Source organism: Yersinia sp. 2542 StPb PI, from assembly GCF_048593855.1.
Lineage (GTDB): Bacteria > Pseudomonadota > Gammaproteobacteria > Enterobacterales > Enterobacteriaceae > Yersinia > Yersinia enterocolitica_E.
In genome coordinates this window covers 1-23,551 of sequence record NZ_JAZGQA010000058.1, presented here as the reverse complement: position 1 = coordinate 23,551, position 23,551 = coordinate 1, and the positions used below count along the sequence as shown (strand labels likewise).

Here is a 23,551-nt window from a genome sequence, read left to right as displayed (position 1 = left end):
AGTTAGATATGGCGCAAATATTGCTTAATTAAAGACCATAACAGCAAGGAGGAAGAAATGAGAACAATGTCCGTGTACTACTTACAATATACTGTATTTCTGCTACTGGTTGCTGGAACCATCAATTTTATTTTTCAGTAACCGCTAAAAGAGTCTCGCTAATGCGCGGCTCTTTTGTTTTATCTCGGGTAAAAAGTACAATAAATTGTCGTGTTAATACGCAAAAAAATAATTGTTTGACTCACTGATCCTCACCCTACATGGCTGCCATACAGCCATCGCGTCTCGACATTTAGCCTAAAATCGAAAGAATACTCTCAGGAAAGGTAGTATCAAACGTTTGAGCGATTTCCGCTTTCGACCACCATAGGTATTTACTGTTCACAGACCTCTCATATCACGGCCCCTGGATATTATGGAAAATTGAGATTTTTATTGTGCAATGTTAGTGAGTAAAGCATTACGATTATCACAACTACGGAGAAAATAAAACTATTCAGCGCAAGTCTATAATCATAATTGATGTTTATTCAACTTTATTTACTCAATTAACATTCGGGTTTTAACGTGTTTTACCCATATTCCTGGTTAAGATATACATAAAAAAGTCAATTATTTAAATCGAGACTCACTATTTATATATCATAAGAAATAGGCTGAAAGAGGATATTGAGATGCTAATAAGGTTTGTTCGTCGTTAACCCATCAATTTAATCCAGCATATGAAATAAACAGATGGAATATTAAATACTGCCGATACGAATATGGCACAAAAATATAAATAAGATATATGAAATGTAGTGTAACTTATTGATTTTGTTGGTGGGTCGTGCAGGGTTCGAACCTGCGACCAATTGATTAAGAGTCAACTGCTCTACCAACTGAGCTAACGACCCAACGGCGATAATTATTCTCCTGTTAGCCTTGGCTGTCAAACATTTCATCGGATTTTTCTGTTTATACTGTTTATATCCCTCTCTGGAGATTAATTATTCATCTGTTCTTTACGATTATTGTTAGTTATGTGACTTCATGTTGTAATTCCAGCTGCTGTGATGAACTTAACAAAATTCAGTGTGTGAAATATAAACACTGGAAAACGAGGCGTATTGTGCAATTATTGTTGCGAAGATATTAAATAATTCGCAAATTGTACTTAAAACATAGCAAAAAACAGACAGACAGACAGACAGACAGACAGACAGACAGACAGGTTAAGACCAAAGAGCCAACATAGAGCTCAACAACTTCACAAATACAGGAAGAGGGAATGGGAAAGATGGTAGACCAATCCAAGATAGTGGCAGAACAGTTGCCGGAACCTGAAGAGCATCTTCAACGAAGCCTCTCCAACCGCCATATCCAGCTAATTGCTATTGGCGGGGCTATAGGTACCGGATTGTTTATGGGATCGGGTAAAACCATCAGCCTTGCCGGGCCGTCGATTATTTTCGTTTATATGATAATCGGTTTTATGCTATTTTTCGTGATGCGGGCCATGGGTGAGCTGCTGCTATCGAATCTGAAATATAAATCATTTAGTGATTTCGCCGCCGACTTACTCGGTCCTTGGGCTGGTTTTTTCACCGGCTGGACCTACTGGTTTTGTTGGGTCATCACCGGGATCGCTGATGTGGTTGCCATCACGGCTTACGCCCAATTTTGGTTCCCCGGTTTCTCCCAGTGGGTTGCCTCACTGCTAGTGGTTTTACTGTTGCTATCACTGAATTTGGCCACGGTAAAAATGTTCGGGGAAATGGAGTTCTGGTTTGCCATGATTAAAATTGTGGCAATTGTGGCACTGATCTTTGCCGGCTTAACCATGGTGTTAATGAGTTATCAGTCCCCTTCGGGTACCACCGCATCATTTACCCATTTATGGAATGATGGTGGGATGTTCCCGAAAGGAATCAGTGGATTCTTTGCGGGCTTCCAGATAGCCGTTTTTGCTTTTGTCGGTATTGAGTTAGTTGGGACCACCGCTGCTGAAACCAAAGATCCTGAAGTGGTATTACCACGTGCTATTAACTCCATCCCTATCCGCATCATCATGTTCTATGTTTTCTCATTGATTATGATTATGTCAGTGACACCATGGAGTTCAGTAGTTGCCGATAAAAGCCCGTTTGTTGAGTTATTCGTTCTGGTCGGGTTACCTGCCGCAGCGAGTGTGATCAACTTTGTGGTCCTAACCTCGGCGGCTTCGTCAGCTAACAGTGGCGTGTTTTCCACCAGCCGTATGTTGTTCGGTTTGGCAAAAGAAGGTGATGCACCAAAGCAATTTGGTAAGCTGTCGCGCCGTTCCGTCCCCGCATCCGGCCTGACATTCTCTTGTATCTGTTTGCTAGGTGGTGTGGTTCTCATTTACCTAATCCCGAACGTAATGACGGTGTTTACACTGGTCACCACAGTTTCAGCGATTCTGTTTATGTTCGTCTGGACCATCATCCTTTGCTCTTACCTGGTGTATCGCAAAAGACGCCCGGCATTACATAAGAAATCCATCTATAAAATGCCCGCTGGTATTTTCATGTCGTGGGTATGTATGGCGTTCTTTGCCTTTGTCCTGGTGCTGTTAACCTTGGAAAGTGATACCCGCCAAGCCCTGATAGTGACGCCGCTGTGGTTTGTCATTCTGACCATTGGTTATCTCATCTTGAAGAAGCGCAGAAGCTACTTGTACGACAACCGTAATCAGTAAGGCGTCATCATCACCTATAGCGGTTGTTTTATTATCATCACCTTACTCCCCTGCACGGGAGTAAGGTTTTTATACAGATATACTTAGGCTGCCGTGATTGCTTCGCGTAATCGGCGTGGCGTTAAGCCAAAATGCCGCTGAAAACGTGAAGTAAAACGGGATGGTGAAATATAACCGTGCTGTGCAGCGATCTCGCCAATCGAAAGTGATGTGGTTTGTAATGCATTTAATGCACACCCCATACGAACCTCTTCCAGAATCACGCGAAAACTGCGATCTTCTTGCATCAGTTTGCGCCGCAAAGTTGAATCCCCAAGATGCAAAGAGTGGGCGACATCACTCACGCTCCAGTTGCGCGCCGGATCGAGCAGTAAAACTTGTTGTACCTGTTCCGCCCATTTATCTCGTCGGTCGATTAATAACGTCCCTGCCTGCCCAGCCAAGTGCAGCGCCAATAAAACCCCCATCGCCGCATGCTGTAAGAGCGCATCTGGCGCATGACACTTCACGTTGAGCAATAAGCTATCCCATGCAAGGCGGGTATGGCTATCCAGAGGAACACATAGCGATGCAGTTGCCACTGGCGTCACCGCCGAGGCACCGTACCAGTGGCGAAACTGGCGTAATAAACTTTGCGGCAGATAGACCATATCAGAACAATAATGCCCCCGGTCCGGGGTATTCGCGATACTGACTTCGATACCGGCAGGAAACAAAATAAGCGACGATTGCCCCGCACTGGCAGCCTGTGCCCCCCATTGCACCAATTTACTGCCCTGACGGACATGGCACAGTGCCGGTGAAAACACGGTGACCCGATGCAACGTATGTGCTTGGCGGGCAACAATTTCAGCGCTGGAGATAGCCATCTGGCTATGATTTATCTGCTGCATACTTCCTGCTCTTGGATTAATAATTAGCGGCCATAAGTGGCAACCAGTTGCGTTTTCGCAATCACATTACTGTTGAGCATAAAACCCACCAATGCACCACTGGCATCACTACTGAGGGGTAATTTATCTGTTTTCAATGCCCACACCGTGAACTGATAGCGATGAGGTTTATCTCCTGCTGGTGGGCAAGCCCCTCCGAATCCCGCATAGCCGAAGTCATTGCGCCCCTGAACAGCACCAACAGGTAAAGTGCTATTTTTGCTCTGCCCAGCATTAGTTGCCAATGAATGAACATCGGCGGGGATATTCACCACCGTCCAATGCCACCAGCCACTCCCCGTCGGGGCATCAGGATCATAAGCGGTAATGGCGAAGCTTTTGGTTCCTGCGGGCGCACCCTGCCATGAAAGCTGTGGCGATTGATTCCCGCCATCACAGCCAAATCCGTTAAAAACCTGCTGGGTTTGTAAGGGTCTACCTTCAGGCATATCGCTACTTTTGACGCTGAAGGTTTGTGCCTGAGCAGATAATGACATTGCGATAATCGCCAGAGACAGTGCTATTTTTTTCATGATGGTTCTCCTGTGAGGTAAGTTAGTAGCTTACGCAAACAGGCTTGTTTACATTGTGCCATAACGCTCTGTTAGTGTGCCAAAAAGCTCAATCAAGAGCGTTAAGGCGTTTTATGACCAAGACGTCACGCCATGTGCAGGATCATCGCGGTAAAATGCTCGCAACTGCGGTTAAATAAGTTGTGATAAGCGTGTCAGAAAGCTGTCGGGAACATGTCATGCTGCTGTCGTGGCAGTGACGAGGGCTTAAGCATAGGTTTGTTGATATCGCTTCAAACCCCATAGGAAAATCAGTATGAACATCTATCGTATTCGTGAATTGCGGTTGGCCCGGGCCTGGTCACAAGAACAGTTGGCTGAACTTTGCAGTCTGAGTGTGCGCACGATTCAACGCATAGAGAATGGTGAACAAGCCAGCCTGGAAACACTGAGTGCTATTGCGGCCGTCATGGATCTGAAAGTCAGTGAGCTGTATTGCCCAAATGTCTCTCAGGAACAGAGCACCCCGTCGCAAGCCGTTGACCAACGCGTCATTGATGCCCGCAAAGCGGTTGAGGATGAAATGTCTTTACTGCGTCAGTTACTGCGGGCGGTTATTCTGTGTGCAGTGCTGTTTGCTATCAATTGGTTTACGTCACCTGGCTATATGTGGGCCTGGTGGGTAGTGCTAGGGCTAAGTATCCCGCTGTGTCTGCGCGCAATAAATCTGTTATTGCTGGGTAATTGGGTCGAGCGCTGGCAGCAAAAACGCCTGCAAAAGAAGTTACGTAATCTGTAACAATATTGCGCTAATAAAACCAGCAGAAAGAGAAGGTTACCTCATATCCCGTTCACTTTCCGCACGACTAATAAGTTGCAGCCTGATTATATTGGCGTATGGTTAATAGGTGTCATTAGCAGCGACTATGATTACATCATCAGCATTATTCAATAAATTTGATTGGAGCATAGCGAGATGGCGAAAATTTTAGTGCTTTACTATTCCATGTATGGGCATATCGAAACACTTGCCGGTGCGATTGCCGAAGGTGCCCAAAAAGTCAGCGGTGTTGAAGTGACCATCAAGCGAGTCCCTGAAACCATGCCACCAGACGCCTTCGCCAATGCCGGCGGCAAAAACAACCAGCAAGCCCCGGTCGCAACGCCGCAAGAACTGGCCGATTACGATGGCATCATTTTTGGTACCCCAACCCGTTTCGGTAATATGGCAGGGCAAATGCGTACCTTCCTCGATCAAACCGGCGGGCTATGGGCTTCTGGTGCACTGTACGGCAAAGTTGCCAGTGTATTCTCCTCAACCGGTACTGGCGGCGGACAAGAGCACACCATCACCTCCACGTGGACCACATTAGCCCACCACGGTTTTATCATCGTGCCAATCGGCTATGGGGCCAAAGAGTTATTTGATGTTTCACAGACCCGTGGCGGTACCCCATATGGTGCAACAACCATTGCCGGTGGTGATGGCTCCCGTCAGCCAACTGCTGAAGAGCTTGCTATCGCCCGTTTCCAGGGCGAGCATGTGGCAAAAATTACCGCCAAACTGGTAAGCTAACGCCCTTCATAATACCTAATACCGCAGCGGGGTTAGTTTCGCTTAATATTCAGCCCATATCAGGGCTTGGCAAGTAGCGTTCAAATCAGCTTTAAGCATCAACCCTGCTGTCTGGCAATAAAAAAGCACCGCATGAAAGCGGTGCTCTTGCTTACTCATTAAACAGAGTTAGGCTTCAAGCAGCCCTTGTGCCAGATAGTGGTTAGCATCAACCACCCCAGGTAACACGAAGAAATATCCCCCACCGATCGGTTTGACATACTCTTCTAATGCCTCACCGTTCAACCGTTTTTGTACCGTCAGGAACGCCTTTTCCAAATCAGATTGGTAGCAGACAAACAGCAAGCCCATGTCCAGTTGCCCTGAATTTGACACTCCCAGCGAGTAACTGTAGCCACGGCGTAACATCAGGTTATTCTGAGTTTCTGCGGTACGTGGATTTGCCAGCCGGATATGTGCATCTAGCTTAATCACGTTGCCATCGGGATCTTTGGTGTAATCCGGCTCATCATGTTCATGTATGCTCCCCAAGGGTGCACCGCTATGTTTATCACGGCCAAAGATAGTCTGCTGTTCTTGTAACGGTGTGCGATCCCAGAATTCCACTTTAAAGCGAATAATCCGCGCCGCCTGATAGCTACCCCCGACTGCCCATGCGGGCTCGCCGATATTGCCCTGAACCCATACCACTTGATTAATCAGCGGCTTATCACTGGTTTTGGGATTCGCAGTGCCATCTTTAAAACCCAACAAATTGATCGGCGTTTCTTTACCTTTGCTACGGGCCGCATGAGCAGAAATAAAACCTTCACGCTTCCACCGCACACTGAGTAAATCTGGCGTGTGCTTGATAATATCGCGCAGAGCGTGAATCACCGTTTCATTGGTATTAGCACAAATTTGCAGCAAGATATCACCATGACACAAACCCGCATCCAGTGAATCATTGGGGAAGCGCGTCATTCTTTGTAGCCGCAGTGGTTTCTGTCCCTGCAAACCAAACCGCTCATCAAACAAAGAATCCCCCACAGAAACCGTAATGGTCAGGTTATCCGGGTAAATTTCCGGCCCCATAATTCCAGAATCCAGCGGTGGCAATTTGGCATTAACCGAAGGTGCATGCCCGCCGCGGGTCAGGAAGTCCAGCCGCTCAGTCAGCAGTTTGAATAATCGGGTCAAGGTCGCCTTATCAGTGGCCAATACATCAAATGCTACCAGCATCATGGCCGCTTGCTGTGGGGTTAATACCCCTGACTGATGCTGACCATAAAAGGGCTGCTTCTGCCAGCGTTCATCTTGCGCAAGTGCAGCCTCGGGTGCAGGGCAATCTGCCGCTCGGGCTATCTTTGCCCCGCCAAGCGCCAAAGCACCACTCATCATGCCCATACCCAGCAGTAAACGCCGACGGGACGGCAATGCCGCCCCGTTATCATGTTGATACGACCCGTGTTGCGGGCCGGTTTTCTTACTCATCTTAATGCCTCAATCCAAACCCAATACGCCACGAAGCTGAGCAAGGTCTTCCGCCAGTGCCGTAATCGGCCCTTTCATAGCATTACGATCGGCGTCAGTTAACTTCTCGTAAGACTCATAACCCTCTTTCGTGCGATATTTCGCCAATACGTTATCGACGGTTTTGAAGTTAGCATCGATTTTTTGCAGCAGCGGCTGGTCGGCTTTTTCCAGCAATGGCCGCAGCAGATTAACAATTTTCTGTGCTCCATCAACGTTGGCCTGGAAATCCCACAGATCAGTACGGCTGTAACGGTCTTCTTCACCACTGATTTTGCTGGCCGCAACCTCTTCGATTAAGCCCGCAGCACCACCAACCACTTTATTTGGCGCAAATGTCAGGCCGGTGATACGTTGTTGCAGTTCCAGGGTGTCCTTGTACAGTTGGTCGGCGAATTTATCCGCGCCTTTAGTGGTGTTGTCACCAAACAGGATTTTTTCTAACCGATGAAAACCGGTAAATTTCGGATCAGCGGCCTTCTGCTCAAAATCGTCCTCACGGGCATCGATACTGCCATCCAAATCTGAGAACAATTCAGCAATCGGCTCGATACGCTCATAATGCTGGCGGGTTGGCGCATACAACTTGCGCGCCAGAGCCAAATCGCCTTTCTTGATTGCATCAGTAAAGGCTTTAGTTTGCGTGACTAATTGGGCAACTTCTTGTGTTACATAGACTTTATATTCGGCAATTGGCCCGACCAATGCCATCGCGTCCGGTTTTACCGCAGCGTGATCACCGGCCGCCGTAACTGTCAATTTACCTTTCGGGTTGCTGAGTAAGCCACAGGTCATATCGTATTCACCCGGCTCCAGATTAGCCGTCATCTTCTGGGTAAAGCCCGGGGCAATATTTTCGCGTTCCTCAACCACCATCACGCCTTTGAGGATCTCCCACTCCAACCCTTTCTGACTGGCATTATGGACAATAAATTGAGTTTTACCGGCAGGAATAGACAGCGCCATCGGCTCACACTGCTTATCGTTAACGGTAATTTTAATTTGTGGAATATCAGCTGCTTGTACGTTGATAGCCACAACAGGTAGTGCCAGTAACGCGGCGTGCAATGCAGTGCGACGGAAGAACCGGTTAGACATGTGAAAATTCCTGAATTATTGGTTAGTTTTCCGCGCAGCAGGGGCAATTGTGGCCGCCGTAGTGCGTGGTGGAAGGAAAAAGAGGATCAGTGCCGGAATCAGATAGATAAAGTAGACCGCAACTTCGCTAATTGTTGGTGCTTCCTGATAGCCAAACATCCCTTCAAGGAAGGTGCCGAGCAGTGAATGAGTGGAGAGCACATTCGTTAAATCGAACGCGATATCCTGAAAATGATTCCACAGACCGGCTTCATGGAAGGCTCTGATAGCTCCGGCGGCCAGGCCTGCGGCGACAAACAAGATAAACAGGCTGGTCCATTTGAAAAATTTAGCCAGATGCAACTTAACGCCGCCCCAGTAGATAGCCATCCCCACTAAAATGGCGCAGGTCAGGCCAAGTATTGCGCCAATTGGCGCGCCAATCCCGACATCCTGCTGGAAAGCCGCCAGTAAGAAGAATACCGATTCAAGCCCTTCGCGGGCCACGGCAAAAAAGACCATCGCCACCAATGCCCAGCCCTGACTGCGGCCTGAGTTGAGGGCATTATCAATTGCCCCTTCCAGATGGACTTTGACTGACTTGGATACCTTGCGCATCCAGAAAACCATATAGGTTAAAATGCAAACTGCGACCACCGCAATAATACCTTCAAACAACTCTTGCTGTTTTTGCGGAAACTCACCCGTGGTTTCATTAATAAAGATGCCGATAGCAAGGCATAGCGCGGCTGCCGTTACTACTCCAATCCACACTGCCCCCATCCATTGACCGCGTTGAGTACGCTTAAGGTAACTGGCGATCAAGCTAACAATCAGCGCGGCTTCCAGCCCTTCACGAAACATAATTAGAAATGGGACAAACATGCTAAGCACCCCTGCGCTGGATATGGGTATAAATATGTAATTATGAGTAACGTCAATTTACGTAAAGAAAAGTAAAACTAAGAACGATAGTGATTATCATTCTGGCAAAAAGAAATTCAAGAGGCTAAATAAGAATATTGTTAAACAAACTGTGGCAAGTTGTTTCTGCTGGGTTAAATAACAAATAAATTCATTAAGATACAGTTTTTTTAGCTTGCACCGCCCTCTCAGCCTATTTATCGATATCTGGCGCAATTTTCAGCAAAAAAAAGCCTCCTGTGGTACAGGAGGCGATGTTAAGCAAAAGTAAATGCCATTAATAACAGCATGTGTGCGCTATTAAATGGTTTTAAACTCCGCTTCAGCATTACGGAAACGTTCAGTAATGGTATTACTTGGTGTATTGCCCAACAAGCTCACCACCACAATGGCGATACTGGCAAATAGGAAGCCTGGTATAATTTCATACAAGCCCAACCAGGCATATTGCTTCCAGACGATAACCGTAATAGCACCGAGCAACATCCCTGCCAGTGCGCCATTGCGAGTCATTCGTGGCCAAATCACCGAGATAAGAACCACAGGACCAAATGCGGCGCCAAAACCGGCCCATGCATAGCTAACCAGACCAAGAACCCGATTATCCGGGTCCGCTGCCAGTGCGATAGCTATCAATGCCACCAGCAACACCATGGCACGGCCGACCCACACTAACTCTTTCTGACTGGCCTTTTTACGCAGGAATGCTTTGTACAGGTCTTCCGTCAACGCACTAGAACACACCAGTAACTGGCAGCTTAAGGTACTCATGACGGCTGCCAGAATAGCGGACAGTAAAATACCGGCAATCCATGGATTGAAGAGTAATTTAGCTAACTCAATGAAAACACGTTCGCCATTTTGGCTCACATTCCCGGCTTGTTCAGGATGGTTTTCAAAGTAAGCAATACCAAAGAAGCCCACCGCGATGGTCCCTGCCAGACAGAGGATCATCCAAGTCATACTGATGCGGCGTGCACTACGAATAGTACGGTGAGAGTCTGCCGCCATAAAACGCGCCAGAATATGTGGCTGACCAAAATAACCCAATCCCCAACCGAGTAGAGAGAGGATGGCAACCAGATTCAGCCCTTTAAACATGTCAATATTCGCCGGATTTTTCGCAGCAATGACCATCATGGAAGTGTCGATACCTCCCACCGCCAGAATAACAATAATCGGGGTCAGGATCAGAGCAAAAATCATCAGCGTTGCTTGTACTGTATCCGTCCAGCTTACTGCGAGGAAACCGCCAATAAAGGTATAGGCGATGGTAGCCGCAGCACCAGCCCATAATGCGGTGCCATAGCTCATATCAAACGTACTTTCGAATAAACGCGCACCGGCAACGATTCCTGAAGCGCAATAAATAGTGAAGAAAACCAAGATAACTACCGCTGATATCACCCGCAGCAATTTACTCTTATCTTCAAAACGGCTGGTGAAATAATCAGGCAATGTCAGTGCATTGTTATTGGCTTCGGTATGAACCCGCAAACGGCCTGCGACCAACTTCCAGTTAAGATAAGCACCAATCGTTAAACCAATGGCTATCCAGCTCTCGGAAATACCCGACAGGAATATCGCCCCCGGTAATCCCATTAATAACCAGCCACTCATATCGGAAGCACCGGCAGATAATGCAGTGACCACACTGCCTAAACTTCGCCCACCCAGAATATAATCATCAAAGTTATTGGTTGCCCGGTAGGCCATGAGGCCAATTAATATCATCCCAAAAATGTAAACTAAAAAAGTCACCAACATTGGCGTATTCATGGTCATGCAACGTCTCCATAGTGCGTATTATCGTTTTAATATATCCCGCTATTTTGAGTTCTTTCCGCTCAGTGCGGTGTCATGTTTTCACTCTGGAGAGCCGGAACGTGACACTCAGTTGCACCAGAGATGAATCTCGAACTCAAATAAACTACCAGCACAACTATTCGCTGGCGAACGGCCATCTCGCGGTGGCTATCCTAGTGGAGGAGTTTCCTTACCCACAACAAATTAAACAAATTTTTTACAAAAAATTCACCCTGCATCACATTACGCCATGTTAGAGGTTACACCTTCCATTGCAAAATGAGTCATACCTAAGGTTAATCCCTCACAAAGCCTACCATTGTTAGTATTAGCCTTAGTTAAACATAATATTCGATCCCTCCGACGCCCCGCTTGATTGTTAAAAACAAGACTGAATTCACACTTCATTCACGCCGTGATTTAACACGGTTGCACAAAGTTGCAACATGCCTGATATTATCAGGAATCAAATCATAACCCCCCTTATTAAAGGAGCCGGACAGCATGGGTAGCACCACAATGGGCGTGAAACTCGATGAAGCAACACGCGACCGTATCAAGGGCGCGGCACAGCGTATTGACCGCACGCCACACTGGCTGATCAAGCAGGCCATTTTTAACTATTTGGAACGACTGGAAAGTGGCAGTGAGCTACCCGAATTGCCAACACCCCATGTGACCCCTATCGCGGAAACGGACGATATTATGCCGCAAGTCACTGAAAGCGCACATCAACCATTTTTAGATTTTGCCGAGCAAGTGCTACCACAATCAGTAACTCGTGCGGCCATCACTGCGGCCTATCGTCGTCCCGAAACTGAAGCCATACCGATGTTATTGGAGCAAGCACGTTTACCGGCCGATTTAGCGCAAGAAACCCATAAGCTGGCCTATTCCATTGCTGAAAAATTGCGTAACCAGAAGAGTGCTAAGGGTCGCGCGGGTATCGTGCAAAGCTTACTGCAAGAGTTCTCCCTCTCGTCACAAGAGGGTGTGGCATTGATGTGTCTTGCGGAAGCACTACTGCGTATTCCTGATAAGCCCACTCGTGATGCACTGATCCGCGATAAAATCAGTAACGGCAACTGGCACTCTCATTTGGGGCGCAGCCCGTCGATGTTTGTCAATGCGGCGACCTGGGGGCTGCTCTTTACCGGCCATCTGGTCTCTACTCATAATGAGGCTAAGCTCTCCGGCTCCTTAAATCGTATTATCGGTAAAGGTGGTGAGCCATTGATCCGCAAAGGTGTGGATATGGCGATGCGGCTGATGGGCGAGCAATTTGTGACCGGCGAGACCATTGCCGAGGCATTGGCGAACGCCCGTAAACTGGAAGATAAAGGATTCCGTTACTCTTACGATATGTTGGGTGAGGCAGCACTGACAGAGGCAGATGCTCAGGCTTATCTGCTCTCCTATCAACAAGCAATCCATGCTATCGGCAAAGCCTCAAATGGCAGGGGAATTTATGAAGGGCCAGGTATCTCAATTAAGCTGTCCGCCCTGCACCCTCGCTATAGCCGTGCTCAATATGAACGAGTAATGGATGAGCTGTATCCACGGCTATTATCGTTGACCTTGCAAGCACGGCAGTATGATATTGGCATTAACATTGATGCAGAAGAGGCTGATCGTCTGGAAATCTCCCTCGATCTGCTGGAAAAACTCTGTTTCGAGCCAAAGTTGGCAGGTTGGAACGGTATCGGCTTCGTCATTCAGGCATACCAAAAACGTTGCCCCGCCACTATTGATGCCGTGATAGATATGGCCCAGCGCAGCCGCCGCCGGCTGATGATTCGCTTAGTCAAAGGCGCATACTGGGACAGCGAGATTAAACGCGCTCAAGTTGATGGGTTAGAAGGTTATCCGGTTTATACCCGCAAGGTGTATACCGATGTCTCTTATCTGGCTTGCGCGCGTAAATTACTGGCCGTACCTAATCTGATTTATCCCCAATTTGCCACTCATAACGCGCATACCTTGTCCGCTATCTATCATCTTGCAGGGCAAAATTATTACCCCGGCCAGTATGAGTTCCAATGCCTGCATGGCATGGGGGAACCGCTATATGAACAAGTCGTCGGGAAAGTTGCCGAGGGTAAGCTTAATCGCCCATGTCGTATTTACGCTCCGGTCGGTACCCACGAAACCTTACTGGCGTATCTGGTACGCCGCCTGCTGGAAAACGGGGCCAACACATCGTTTGTCAATCGCATTGCCGATACCACTCTGCCACTGGATGAACTGGTCGCTGATCCTGTTAGTGCTGTAGAAGCCATCGCCGCCAGTGAAGGGCAACTTGGTTTGCCTCATCCACGAATCCCGTTACCACGCGACCTCTACGGTAAAGATAGAGCCAATTCCAGCGGATTAGATTTGGCCAACGAACACCGTTTGGCCTCGCTCTCCAGTGCCCTCCTCACCAGTGCCAGCCAGATATGGCGGGCAGAACCGATGATTGGCGCAGAAAGTGATAGCGGTATAGGACTTGATAACCTGGCCGTTATCAACCCAGCAGAACCCGCTGATATCGTCGGTTACGTTCGCGAAACAACGGATGCTGAAATCAGTCGTGCGCTAGATGCGGCTGGCAGCGCGGGGGCTATCTGGTTTGCAACGCCACCGGCCGAGCGTGCGGCTATTTTAGTGCGCGCCGCCGAACTGATGGAAAGTCAGATGCAAGCGTTGATGGGGATACTGGTACGAGAGGCGGGTAAAACCTTCAGTAATGCCATTGCCGAAGTGCGTGAGGCTGTTGATTTTCTACACTATTATGCTGGAATGGTCCGAGACAACTTCTCTAATGATAGCCATCGTCCTCTCGGCCCCGTGGTCTGTATCAGCCCATGGAACTTCCCGTTGGCAATATTTACCGGCCAGATTGCCGCAGCATTAGCTGCCGGTAACAGTGTATTAGCAAAACCGGCGGAACAAACGCCACTGATTGCTGCGCAAGCTGTACGTATCTTGCTAGAGGCCGGTATTCCTCACGGCGTGCTACAACTATTACCCGGCCGAGGCGACAACGTTGGGGCGACATTGGTCAATGACAACCGTGTGCGCGGCGTGATGTTTACCGGCTCAACCGAAGTCGCTGCTATTTTGCAACGCAGCATCGCAGGCCGCCTTGATCCTCAGGGCCGCCCAACGCCACTGATTGCCGAAACTGGTGGCCTCAATGCCATGATTGTTGATTCCTCTGCATTGACGGAACAGGTGGTGACCGATGTCGTCGCATCAGCCTTTGACAGCGCGGGCCAACGTTGTTCGGCCTTGCGTATTCTTTGCATTCAGGATGATGTTGCTGAGCACACGTTGCAAATGTTGCGTGGCGCGATGGCCGAGTGCCGGATGGGTAATCCAGAACGCCTGTCTACAGATATTGGGCCGGTGATTGATACCGAGGCCAAAGCTGGGATTGAGCGCCATATTCAGGCCATGCGCGCCAAAGGGCGTAAAGTTTACCAGGCTGCCCGCACCAACAGTCAGGACGAAACCGAGTGGCAACGCGGTACCTTTATTAAGCCAACATTAATAGAGCTGGATAGCTTTGATGAGTTGAAAAAAGAGATCTTCGGGCCGGTACTGCATGTGGTACGTTTCCAGCGTCAGAACCTTGGCGCCTTAGTCGATCAAATCAACGCATCCGGCTATGGTTTAACCTTAGGTATTCACACTCGTATTGATGAAACTATCGCCCAAGTCACTGAAAAAGCTAAAGTAGGCAACCTCTACGTTAACCGCAATATGGTTGGGGCGGTGGTTGGCGTACAACCTTTTGGTGGTGAAGGGTTGTCAGGAACCGGCCCTAAAGCGGGTGGTCCACTGTATCTGTATCGTCTGTTGTGCAGCCGCCCAGAAGATGCGGTTCTTAAGACACTGGCACATCAAAATATTGAGCAACCACAGAATATGGCTGGTCGCGAAGCATTACAAATAGCCCATCGCGCTCTAATACAATGGGCTGACAAACAACAATATGCTGAATTAGTGCCTTTAGCGCAGCGCTATGGCGAACTGGCGCAAGGTGGCACCATACAGTTATTGCCTGGGCCAACCGGTGAGCGCAACAGTTATACCCTACTACCGCGTGAACGTGTTCTTTGTCTGGCGGATAATGACACTGATGCTCTAATACAACTGGCAGCCGTTCTGGCAATCGGCTGCGAGATCTTATGGCCAGAACAGGGGATACAAAAGGATCTGTTACGCCAGCTACCGGCGGTAGTGCAATCCCAAATTACCCTTACTCATGACTGGCAAACCGCCAACGTACCGTTTGATGCCGTTATCTATCACGGTGATGCTGATCAATTGCGCACCTTGTGTGAGCAGATAGCTCAAATTGAGGGGCCAATTGTCTCGGTACAGGGCTTCGCCCGTGGTGAAACAAATATACTGCTGGAACGCCTGCTGATTGAGCACTCACTGAGTGTGAATACCGCCGCAGCGGGAGGAAATGCCAGCCTGATGACCATCGGCTAGCTAACTAAGCTCACTCTTTTTCGCACTTAGAGTACCTGCACCAATAAGGTCCTTCGGGACCTTATTCTTTACGTAGACTCCGGTCGCAACTGACGGCTTATTATTCGATATGTGCCGCACTCCCTGATGTAAAACGGGTATGAAACTATTTTCCTCTGGCAGCCTCTCGCATATTTGACATCACTCTGTTGAGCCTTTCCTGGTAATTAACTCATTATAAATTCAGACAAATGACGGAACTGTATACGTCCCTAGCTTTCTTCTTAGTGAAGATCTTATGTACAACCCCTCTCAGGAGTGATAATAATATTCATGTCTGATAAAAAGATTGTCGATGAGACTCATCAAATTGCTAACCGGCGGGGTAATGGTCAATTACGCCGTGAAATATGGGCTGATCGGGTCGGTACTATCACCCGTTATAATTTAGCCTATATCAATCACCATTTATCACAGGGTGATAATGGTCGCGTAATAGGTTACGACAATGCGCATGGTTTTCACCATCGCCATTACTTAGGTGGCATTGAAGCAGTTGATTTTGTCAGCTTTGAACAGATAGAGGATTGCTTTCAGAAGGATTGGACTTCATTAAGGAGAAGTTAATGGACAAACTCGTCATCAAAACAGCAACGGAAGATGATTTTTTCAAACGAGGCAAACAACTCGCGGCTCTGGCAGATGCAGGGAAAGCCTTACCTGAAGAACACACTATTACCTTTGAAGACCCATTAGCGATGGTGCGGATATTAAGTGCTGCGCGCATTGTTCTGCTACGGGCGGTAAAAATGCACCCCGGCTCTATCACCTCCCTTTCAACCCGTTTAAAACGGGATCGCAGTGCCGTCACCCGTGATGTGGCTATTTTGAAAAAAGCGGGGTTGGTCACCGTCGAACAAAAAGTATTACCGGGTCATGGGCAGATGAAGGAAGTTAAAGCTACCGCGCTTCGCCTTAAGCTGGAAGCCTTTTTGTAGGATGATTTGATAAAACTGGGGGCCCAAAAGTGCCCCCTATTTCGCTGAGTCTGGCTATCAGCTTCGCAGTAAATGACTCAGTGATTGTTCAGGAACTTATCAAGGAATAACCGAGTACGCTCATGCTGCGGATGGGCAAATAACTCTTTTGCTGGACCTTGCTCAACAATCCGTCCGTGATCCATAAAAATAGCCCTGTCAGCCACATCGCGGGCAAAGCTCATTTCATGCGTCACAATCACCATGGTGCGTTTTTCCTCAGCCAGTGCGCGGATAGTGTTGAGAACCTCCCCCACCAGTTCAGGATCCAACGCTGACGTCGGTTCATCAAACAGAATAACCTGTGGTTGCATTGCTAATGCTCGTGCTATGGCAACCCGCTGCTGCTGACCACCGGATAAACGGCGTGGGTAAGCATCTTCTTTCCCACTTAGCCCTACTTTTGCCAGCAGTTCACGAGCACGTTTCTCCGCAGAGGCTCGCTTTTCGCCTTTAACAATAACCGGCCCTTCAATAATATTCTCCAGCACCGAACGGTGTGGAAACAAATTGAAGCTCTGAAACACAAACCCGACCTGTTGGCGCAGTGCACGCACCTGACGTTGTTGCTTGCTGATAGGTATGCTGCCATCAATCTCAATATCACCGACACGAATAATCCCTGAATCAGGGACCTCCAGTAGATTAATACTGCGCAATAAAGTCGTTTTACCTGAGCCACTCGGCCCGATGATCGCCACCACTTCACCGCTATTTACTTCAAGTGAGATACCGTGCAGCACCTGCTGACCTTTAAACTGTTTGGTCAGTTGTTTAATGTCTATGGCACTCATGGCTACTCCTGATCCTGACGATTAACATGGGCTTCCAGCCGATTTTGTAATGCTGACAACAATGTCGCCATGACCCAATAAATCAACGAGGCCGCCAGATACATAGTGAAAACTTCCAATGTACGGGAAGTGACCAATTGCGCCTGACGGAAAAGTTCAGGAACCTGGATAGTCGCCGCCAAAGAGGTATCTTTTACCAGACCGATAAAACTGTTCCCTAGCGGAGGTAATGCGGTGCGCCCGGCTTGCGGCAATATCACCCGATAAAGTGTCTGCCAACGTGTCATACCGATACTGGCCGCCGCTTCCCACTGCCCTTTCTCAATTGACGAAATAGCAGCACGCAATGTCTCAGATGTATAAGCGGCGGTATTAAGTGATAGACCGATCAATGCAGCAGGCATCGGATCCAGTTCAATGCCGAACTGTGGCAGACCATAATAGATCATAAATAGCTGAGCTATTAATGGAGTACCACGGAAAATGGAGACATAGAAACGAGAAAGGAGTGATAACGGCAAGAAACGAGATAACCGCATCATGGCCAACATAAAACCTAATGCCAGACCAAAAAACATCCCCCCCAGACTGAGCTGGAGGGTAAACCAGGCACCTTTCAATAAAAATGGTGCTGAATCCAGCACCAATTGAATACTTTCTTGCATTATTTAGTTACGTCCGCACCAAAATATTTCTCAGAGATTTTGACCAACGTGCCATCTTTTTGCATCTCAGTGATCGCCTGATTGATTGCCGCTAACAACTCTGGGTTGTTCTTACGCAATGCTACGCCAGACTCCTGACGAGCAAACGCCGGGCCTGCAACAGCAAGAGTACCATTGGTTTTCTTTACCAGATCCAATGCAGCTAAACGGTCAACCAAAATGGCGTCCGTACGGCCTACACGCAGATCCTGATATTTAGTTGGGTCATCATCATAGGTGCGAATATCAACACCTTTCAGGTTGTCACGTAACCATTGTTCGTAGTTACTACCCAAGCCAACACCGACTTTCTTGCCTTGCAAATCTTCAGGTTTAGTGAAGTTACCTTCGTTACCTTTCTTAGTCAGCACCTGAATACCAGAAATGGTATAAGGCGTTGAGAAATCATATTTTTTCTTACGTTCTTCAGAAATGGTGACTTGGTTAATCGCCACATCAATACGCTTGGACTCCAATGAAGCCAACATGCCATCCCATTTAGTCGGGGTGATTTTGGCCTTAACGCCCATGTGTTCTGCTAATGCATTAGCAAAATCCACTTCAAACCCAGTGAGTTTCCCATCTTCACCTTGGAAACTGAACGGCGGATAAGTGCCCTCCAGCCCAACAATCAGAGTTCCTCGATCTTTGACCTGACTCAGCAAATCACCTGCAGCATAAGACTTCACATTCAAGCCTGTTGCCAGTGCGACTGCCACCATGCCCAGAACTAACCGGCGACGAACAATTGAAAAACCCATAAATACCCCGACTGTCATGTTTATTTTTTGATATTCAGCACTTTATCAGTGCTGTTAATGGAATAAAGGAATATAAACTAATAACGATAGCTATAAACGGAATAAGCAATAACTAAAGGTTACACCCGTGGATGATAAGCAAACAATGCGGGTGCACCACCGGTGTGGATAAACAGAATTGGACCCTCATCGCGAAACTTTTTCTGCGCAAGACCATCCAGTAAACCCGCCATCGCCTTGCCGGTATACACCGGATCGAGCAGTATACCTTCAAGCCTTGCCAACAGCCCAATAGCTGCCAACCCTTCATCGTTCGGCATGCCATATTGCGGGGCGAAATAATCATCCCACAAGATAATTTCTGCCTGCTCCCCGGTAATCCCCAGGGACGCAGCTAACTCTTGCTGAATATGCGCCACTTTAGGGCGTTGCTCATCGGCTTTACGCGATACGGTCACCCCAATCAACTCGGCATCAGGCAATAATTGTTGCAACCCTACTGCCAGACCTGCGTGGGTGCCCGCACTGCCCGATGCCACAACCACTGAGCTAAAAGTGACATTCCCAGCCGACTGAGCCGCAATCTCTAATGCACATTGCACATAACCTAAAGCGCCTAAGGCATTAGAACCACCAACCGGCACCACATACGGCCGAAAGCCCTGAGCCTCCAGACGGGTTGCCAGCTCAGCCAATTGTTGGTTCGGGTCATGTAACCCGTCGCACATCACTACTTCTACGTTAAATAGACTCAATAGTAACCGATTGCCGTTGGTCAGATAATTTTCCTGTGCCGTGCCAATCGGATTCTCAAGCAATGCGACACAACGCAGCCCCAATTTCGCCGCAACTGCTGCTGTTTGACGGACATGATTAGACTGAATAGCGCCCGCGGTAACCAGCGTATCCGCGCCCTGACTTAACGCATCTGCTGCCAAAAACTCTAACTTACGCAATTTGTTCCCCCCTAATGCCAGAGGTGTTACATCATCACGTTTGATATAAATTTCACGCCCCAGATAATCGGAGAGTCGAGATAGTTTTTCCAATGGCGTCGGATTGCCGACCAGATCTAGACGCGGAAATTGCGCCAGTTTGTGTTGAAACGTCACGGATCCCCCAGGGAATTAATAAGTCAACTGTTGCCCAACGAACTTGGCGCGTAGGTAGGTACGGATAAGTCAATGTAACTAACCCCTGCGGCTGCAAGTACCAAGAGGAAATATAGATTTATCAGATGTAACACCAATAATCACTTATTTTTATTATAGATGTCGTTGACGATAGCGCAGGGGAATAACGTAATATGCGGAATAAATAGACGATACTTAGCGATTTCAAGCTGTAGAGGGTGGCACTACTCAGCTTAATCAAGTCAGTCATTCGAGGGAACGAGGGTAGCTAACACCTCTACAGCGTACAGAATGAAGGGTATTAACCCGGCACGGGGAACCTTGCCGGGCGTAAAATAATGACTGAAGGGTTTCGCGTTATACTCGCGACGCTGTTAGCGAAAATACAGAGTTTTCTCAACTGCCTGAATGCACGTACCAGTCTCAGTAATTTTTTTGCCATTCCAGATACTGATCATATTTACGCAAGGCAATACGATAATTGTTATGCGCCGCATTAGGCAACTCATCAATAATGCGCTGATGCATGGTCTCACTGGCAAACTTTTCGGCCGGATAATTAGTGGCAACCAACATTTCATCCAGACGACGTAGGCGCACAACATATTCGCGAACAGTACTATGGCTCATCTCAGTTTGTTCAAATAAATATTGCTTGAACGCCATAATATCGAAATAACCGGGCGTGCTATTACAATATATTTCGCTGCAAAAACGACATAATGCAGTCAACTCATGCTGAAGCTTTGACCATACTTGATCGTCAATGGGCTGATCCATACCGGAGATAGCTTCTTTATTAATGATTTGTCCACGGAAAACCAACGCCATACGGTCAAGTTCTTTATGACAATGTGAACAATGGGTTTGGCCGTGTTTATAATCTTTTAAATAACGGCTCAGTGGCCGTTTTTTTAACTGAAGTCCTGGCATAAGAAGACCTGCATTAATAAAATAGAAACTGTGATATCACTGAGCGGAAGTGAATTAAGAGTCGTTATTCAGGCGGGCGCGTAAGCGTTTTATCGCCTGGCTATGAAGCTGGCTGACGCGGGACTCCCCGACCTCAAGCACCGCTCCGATTTCTTTCAGGTTCAGCTCTTCCTGGTAATACAACGTCAGCACCATCTTTTCGCGTTCCGGCAATGCCTCGATCGCTTCAATCACGCGTTGACGCAGATTTCCTTCCAACAAATGTTGCAATGGATTGGCATCCTCATGCCCTTCCAGCAGGGGTTCGACACTTTCACCATGCTCTTCCCGCCATTCGTCATAGGAGAAAAGTTGGCTATTGTTGGTATCCAATAAAATCTGACGGTACTCCGCCAAATTAATATCAAGAATTTGCGCTACTTCCTGCTCAGTTGCAGGGCGCCCCACCCGTTGTTCAACCTGTTGCATGGCACTGGCTACTTCACGTGCATTACGACGCACACTGCGTGGCGCCCAATCTCGGCTACGCAGTTCATCTAGCATGGCACCCCGTATACGCTGTACCGCATAAGTGGTAAACGCAGTCCCTTGCAAAGCGTCATAACGCTCGACAGCATTCAGCAGACCAATACCTCCAGCCTGCAACAAATCATCCAACTCCACGCTGGCCGGCAGGCGAACCTGCAAACGCAGTGCCTCATGGCGAACCAAAGGAACATAGCGTTGCCAGAGGGAATTTTTGTCCATCACGCCTTCGGCGGTATACAGATCGCTCACTAGACAGGCACCTAAGGGTAAGAGAGTCGTACCATTATCCTGTCAGGTCAGCCAGACAATCGCTGGAATAGGCCTATAAAAGGGCGGCTATTTGGCTTATGCCCGTTAATTTTACTGTTAACCTATTGCAGTCATTGAAAAAACAGAGCGATAAATAGAGATGAAAACCGCTAAAAATAAGCCATTAGCGCCTGGTTTAAACTTATTCCCACTGGAAAAAGTGCTCTTTTCTCTTTCCAGTGAGTAATATAAAAACCCCGCCGCAGCGGGGTTGACATAATGTGGTCTTTCTGGCGAATTAACGCAGCAGAGACAGCACAGTTTGTGGTACTTGGTTTGCTTGTGCCAATACTGAAGTCCCTGCTTGTTGCAGGATTTGAGCACGGCTCATGTTAGAAACTTCAGTAGAGTAATCAGCATCCTGGATACGGCTACGAGCTGAAGTCAGGTTATTGATGGTGTTACCCAAGTTGGTGATAGCTGAGTCAAAACGGTTTTGTACCGCACCCAGGCCACTACGCAGCGCATCAACTTGTGCCAGCGCTTTATCAACAGTCGCCAGTTGGTTCTCAGTTGATTTCTGAGATGCAGCAGCATCTTCATTGATCAGGGTGGTGTTGCCGTTAGCAGTACGTGACATGTACATTACTTTGCCACCGAGGGTGATTTCATCACCTTTGGCGTTAGCGGTGTATGCAGTACCGTTAACAGTCAAAGTACTGCCAGTTTTGGTAGCACCTTGTAAATCCAGATCAGCTAAGGTTGCAGCACGGTTGGTTTCAGCAGCTTTTGTGGTTAAACCACCGCCAACAGCTGAAGTATACAGTGTGGTATCTGTAGTTAATACTCCACCTGTACCTGCTGCGGCTGTACTTAATGTAATAGCAAAATCAACACTTTTACCATCAATTGTTGTTGAATATGTACCATTACCAAAACCATCACCAGCTGCTGCTTTTACTGTAAACTCCATACCATCAGCAGTAAATTTATCACCAACTGCTTTGCCTACTGCAGCAGCTGCAATAGATTTTCCGCTATCCGCTGCACCAGCTGTAGTAGCTGTATATTTAGCCACGCCATTTGTTGCTGTTGATGTAGATGAGAAATCACCGGTACCCGCATCAATATACTGCGCTACGCCCGTGCCATCAGTCACTGCGCCTGAGTTAATATCCACTTTATAAGCAACAGCAGGAGTACCAACATTGTAATTCGTGCTACCAGTGGCTTTGAACTGAGAAGTCAAATCATCAACAGAGGCTTGTTTTGCACCATCAACGTTGAAGCCTTGCAGACCCAAACTTTTTGAGTCGATTTTTTCCAGATTGATGCTGATAGTTTCGCCATCGTTAGCGCCAACCTGAACTTTCATGCTACTGTCGCCAGCCAAAACTTTCACGCCGTTGAACTGAGTTTGGTCAGATACACGGTCGATTTCGTCCAGACGTTGTTTAATTTCGTCCTGGATTGATTTCAGGTCAGAAGATGAGTTAGAACCGGTAGCAGCCTGAACACTCAACTCACGCACACGTTGCAAGTTGTTGTTGATTTCGCCCAACGCACCTTCAGTGGTTTGTGCCAGAGAGATACCGTCGTTTGCGTTACGGGAAGCCTGAGTCAGGCCTTTGATGTTAGAAGTGAAACGGTTAGCGATTGCCTGACCCGCAGCATCGTCTTTCGCACTGTTGATACGTTGACCAGAGGACAAACGCTCAATGGCGGAACCTAAAGCTGACTGGGATTTGTTCATGTTGTTCTGAGTCGTCAGAGACAGAATGTTAGTGTTAATTACCGCCATAATGTTATTCCTTAAATGCTGTTGGGTTATGGTTTGGGCTTACTGCCCACGGCTTCATCACCGTCACAACTTGTATCGGCGCTCTTTAAGGAACCTTTAGCCATTCT

The 23,551-nt window shown here is 47.9% G+C and carries 19 protein-coding genes and 1 tRNA gene; 6 read left to right on the top strand and 14 right to left on the bottom strand.

Annotated features, from left to right (window positions below; genetic code table 11):
* Positions 1–820: 820 nt before the first annotated feature.
* Positions 821–896: transfer RNA gene (locus tag V1952_RS09615), tRNA-Lys, on the bottom strand.
* Between the two features lie 383 nt (positions 897–1,279).
* On the opposite strand from V1952_RS09615, the gene cycA reads away from it, so the two are divergent.
* Complete coding sequence (gene cycA, locus V1952_RS09610) at positions 1,280–2,701, top strand: D-serine/D-alanine/glycine transporter (RefSeq protein ID WP_193784822.1); 1,422 nt, start codon at positions 1,280–1,282, stop codon at positions 2,699–2,701.
* An 83-nt stretch (positions 2,702–2,784) separates the two neighbouring features.
* Here cycA and V1952_RS09605 read toward each other — a convergent pair whose 3' ends face one another.
* The gene (locus V1952_RS09605; RefSeq protein ID WP_372558758.1) at positions 2,785–3,594 is read right to left on the bottom strand and encodes a helix-turn-helix transcriptional regulator; all 810 of its coding nucleotides are present in this window, start codon (positions 3,592–3,594) and stop codon (positions 2,785–2,787) included.
* Between the two features lie 23 nt (positions 3,595–3,617).
* Complete coding sequence (locus V1952_RS09600) at positions 3,618–4,166, bottom strand: kinase inhibitor (RefSeq protein WP_420074664.1); 549 nt, start codon at positions 4,164–4,166, stop codon at positions 3,618–3,620.
* Positions 4,167–4,461: 295 nt separating this feature from the next.
* Here V1952_RS09600 and V1952_RS09595 point away from each other — a divergent pair, with 295 nt between their 5' ends.
* Both V1952_RS09595 and wrbA read left to right on the top strand, forming a co-directional pair.
* Positions 4,462–4,944 carry a helix-turn-helix domain-containing protein gene (locus V1952_RS09595; RefSeq protein WP_372558756.1) on the top strand — a complete coding sequence of 161 codons (483 nt, stop codon included), beginning with the start codon at positions 4,462–4,464 and terminating at the stop codon, positions 4,942–4,944.
* 177 nt (positions 4,945–5,121) lie between these two features.
* The gene (gene wrbA / locus V1952_RS09590; RefSeq protein ID WP_083159127.1) at positions 5,122–5,721 is read left to right on the top strand and encodes an NAD(P)H:quinone oxidoreductase; all 600 of its coding nucleotides are present in this window, start codon (positions 5,122–5,124) and stop codon (positions 5,719–5,721) included.
* A 168-nt stretch (positions 5,722–5,889) separates the two neighbouring features.
* Here the strand turns inward: wrbA and efeB are convergent, their stop codons facing one another.
* The 4 genes from efeB to putP form a co-directional block, all read right to left on the bottom strand.
* Entirely contained in the window at positions 5,890–7,194 is a 1,305-nt protein-coding gene (efeB, locus tag V1952_RS09585; RefSeq protein ID WP_420074663.1) for an iron uptake transporter deferrochelatase/peroxidase subunit, read from the bottom strand.
* A 9-nt stretch (positions 7,195–7,203) separates the two neighbouring features.
* The gene (gene efeO, locus V1952_RS09580; protein ID WP_420074662.1) at positions 7,204–8,331 is read right to left on the bottom strand and encodes an iron uptake system protein EfeO; all 1,128 of its coding nucleotides are present in this window, start codon (positions 8,329–8,331) and stop codon (positions 7,204–7,206) included.
* A 15-nt stretch (positions 8,332–8,346) separates the two neighbouring features.
* The gene (gene efeU / locus V1952_RS09575; protein ID WP_372569044.1) at positions 8,347–9,195 is read right to left on the bottom strand and encodes an iron uptake transporter permease EfeU; all 849 of its coding nucleotides are present in this window, start codon (positions 9,193–9,195) and stop codon (positions 8,347–8,349) included.
* Between the two features lie 339 nt (positions 9,196–9,534).
* A complete protein-coding gene (putP, locus tag V1952_RS09570) occupies positions 9,535–11,019 on the bottom strand; it encodes a sodium/proline symporter PutP (RefSeq protein ID WP_083159131.1) in 1,485 nt (494 codons plus the stop codon).
* A 525-nt stretch (positions 11,020–11,544) separates the two neighbouring features.
* On the opposite strand from putP, the gene putA reads away from it, so the two are divergent.
* The 3 genes from putA (at position 11,545) to V1952_RS09555 (ending at position 16,502) form a co-directional block, all read left to right on the top strand.
* Positions 11,545–15,525 carry a trifunctional transcriptional regulator/proline dehydrogenase/L-glutamate gamma-semialdehyde dehydrogenase gene (gene putA / locus V1952_RS09565; protein ID WP_420074661.1) on the top strand — a complete coding sequence of 1,327 codons (3,981 nt, stop codon included), beginning with the start codon at positions 11,545–11,547 and terminating at the stop codon, positions 15,523–15,525.
* A gap of 312 nt (positions 15,526–15,837) precedes the next feature.
* Positions 15,838–16,131, top strand: a complete 294-nt coding sequence (locus V1952_RS09560) for a toxin-antitoxin system TumE family protein (protein ID WP_372558751.1) — start codon at positions 15,838–15,840, stop codon at positions 16,129–16,131.
* Positions 16,131–16,502: a MarR family transcriptional regulator gene (locus V1952_RS09555; RefSeq protein WP_372558750.1), complete on the top strand. Its 372-nt coding sequence runs from the start codon at positions 16,131–16,133 to the stop codon at positions 16,500–16,502. Before V1952_RS09560 ends, V1952_RS09555 begins: the two co-directional genes overlap by 1 nt.
* A 77-nt stretch (positions 16,503–16,579) precedes the next feature.
* Here the strand turns inward: V1952_RS09555 and tcyN are convergent, their stop codons facing one another.
* From tcyN to V1952_RS09520, 7 genes are all read right to left on the bottom strand, one after another.
* Positions 16,580–17,335, bottom strand: a complete 756-nt coding sequence (gene tcyN, locus V1952_RS09550; protein WP_005189402.1) for an L-cystine ABC transporter ATP-binding protein TcyN — start codon at positions 17,333–17,335, stop codon at positions 16,580–16,582.
* A 2-nt stretch (positions 17,336–17,337) separates the two neighbouring features.
* Entirely contained in the window at positions 17,338–18,000 is a 663-nt protein-coding gene (tcyL, locus tag V1952_RS09545) for a cystine ABC transporter permease (protein ID WP_083159136.1), read from the bottom strand.
* Positions 18,000–18,800: a cystine ABC transporter substrate-binding protein gene (gene tcyJ, locus V1952_RS09540; RefSeq protein WP_420074660.1), complete on the bottom strand. Its 801-nt coding sequence runs from the start codon at positions 18,798–18,800 to the stop codon at positions 18,000–18,002. Before tcyJ ends, tcyL begins: the two co-directional genes overlap by 1 nt.
* 119 nt (positions 18,801–18,919) lie before the next feature.
* Positions 18,920–19,912 (bottom strand): D-cysteine desulfhydrase, encoded by a 993-nt coding sequence (locus V1952_RS09535; RefSeq protein ID WP_420074659.1) that lies wholly within the window; start codon positions 19,910–19,912, stop codon positions 18,920–18,922.
* Positions 19,913–20,356: 444 nt separating this feature from the next.
* Positions 20,357–20,866: a flagella biosynthesis regulatory protein FliZ gene (gene fliZ / locus V1952_RS09530; RefSeq protein ID WP_005189397.1), complete on the bottom strand. Its 510-nt coding sequence runs from the start codon at positions 20,864–20,866 to the stop codon at positions 20,357–20,359.
* A 54-nt stretch (positions 20,867–20,920) separates the two neighbouring features.
* Complete coding sequence (locus V1952_RS09525; protein WP_083159139.1) at positions 20,921–21,643, bottom strand: RNA polymerase sigma factor FliA; 723 nt, start codon at positions 21,641–21,643, stop codon at positions 20,921–20,923.
* A gap of 298 nt (positions 21,644–21,941) precedes the next feature.
* On the bottom strand, positions 21,942–23,447 hold the full coding sequence (locus V1952_RS09520) for a flagellin (RefSeq protein WP_420074665.1): 1,506 nt from the start codon (positions 23,445–23,447) through the stop codon (positions 21,942–21,944).
* Between the last annotated feature and the right edge of the window lie 104 nt (positions 23,448–23,551).

Bases quoted from the DNA above. Each gene is read 5' to 3' on its own strand.
- V1952_RS09560 (WP_372558751.1), top strand. From the start codon at position 15,838: ATGTCTGATAAAAAGATTGTCGATGAGACTCATCAAATTGCTAACCGG.
- V1952_RS09555 (WP_372558750.1), top strand. From the start codon at position 16,131: ATGGACAAACTCGTCATCAAAACAGCAACGGAAGATGATTTTTTCAAA.
- tcyL (WP_083159136.1), bottom strand. From the start codon at position 18,000: ATGCAAGAAAGTATTCAATTGGTGCTGGATTCAGCACCATTTTTATTG.
- efeO (WP_420074662.1), bottom strand. From the start codon at position 8,331: ATGTCTAACCGGTTCTTCCGTCGCACTGCATTGCACGCCGCGTTACTG.
- putP (WP_083159131.1), bottom strand. From the start codon at position 11,019: ATGACCATGAATACGCCAATGTTGGTGACTTTTTTAGTTTACATTTTT.
- fliZ (WP_005189397.1), bottom strand. From the start codon at position 20,866: ATGCCAGGACTTCAGTTAAAAAAACGGCCACTGAGCCGTTATTTAAAA.
- efeU (WP_372569044.1), bottom strand. From the start codon at position 9,195: ATGTTTGTCCCATTTCTAATTATGTTTCGTGAAGGGCTGGAAGCCGCG.
- efeB (WP_420074663.1), bottom strand. From the start codon at position 7,194: ATGAGTAAGAAAACCGGCCCGCAACACGGGTCGTATCAACATGATAAC.
- tcyJ (WP_420074660.1), bottom strand. From the start codon at position 18,800: ATGGGTTTTTCAATTGTTCGTCGCCGGTTAGTTCTGGGCATGGTGGCA.
- V1952_RS09605 (WP_372558758.1), bottom strand. From the start codon at position 3,594: ATGCAGCAGATAAATCATAGCCAGATGGCTATCTCCAGCGCTGAAATT.
- cycA (WP_193784822.1), top strand. From the start codon at position 1,280: ATGGTAGACCAATCCAAGATAGTGGCAGAACAGTTGCCGGAACCTGAA.
- V1952_RS09595 (WP_372558756.1), top strand. From the start codon at position 4,462: ATGAACATCTATCGTATTCGTGAATTGCGGTTGGCCCGGGCCTGGTCA.
- putA (WP_420074661.1), top strand. From the start codon at position 11,545: ATGGGTAGCACCACAATGGGCGTGAAACTCGATGAAGCAACACGCGAC.
- tcyN (WP_005189402.1), bottom strand. From the start codon at position 17,335: ATGAGTGCCATAGACATTAAACAACTGACCAAACAGTTTAAAGGTCAG.
- wrbA (WP_083159127.1), top strand. From the start codon at position 5,122: ATGGCGAAAATTTTAGTGCTTTACTATTCCATGTATGGGCATATCGAA.
- V1952_RS09600 (WP_420074664.1), bottom strand. From the start codon at position 4,166: ATGAAAAAAATAGCACTGTCTCTGGCGATTATCGCAATGTCATTATCT.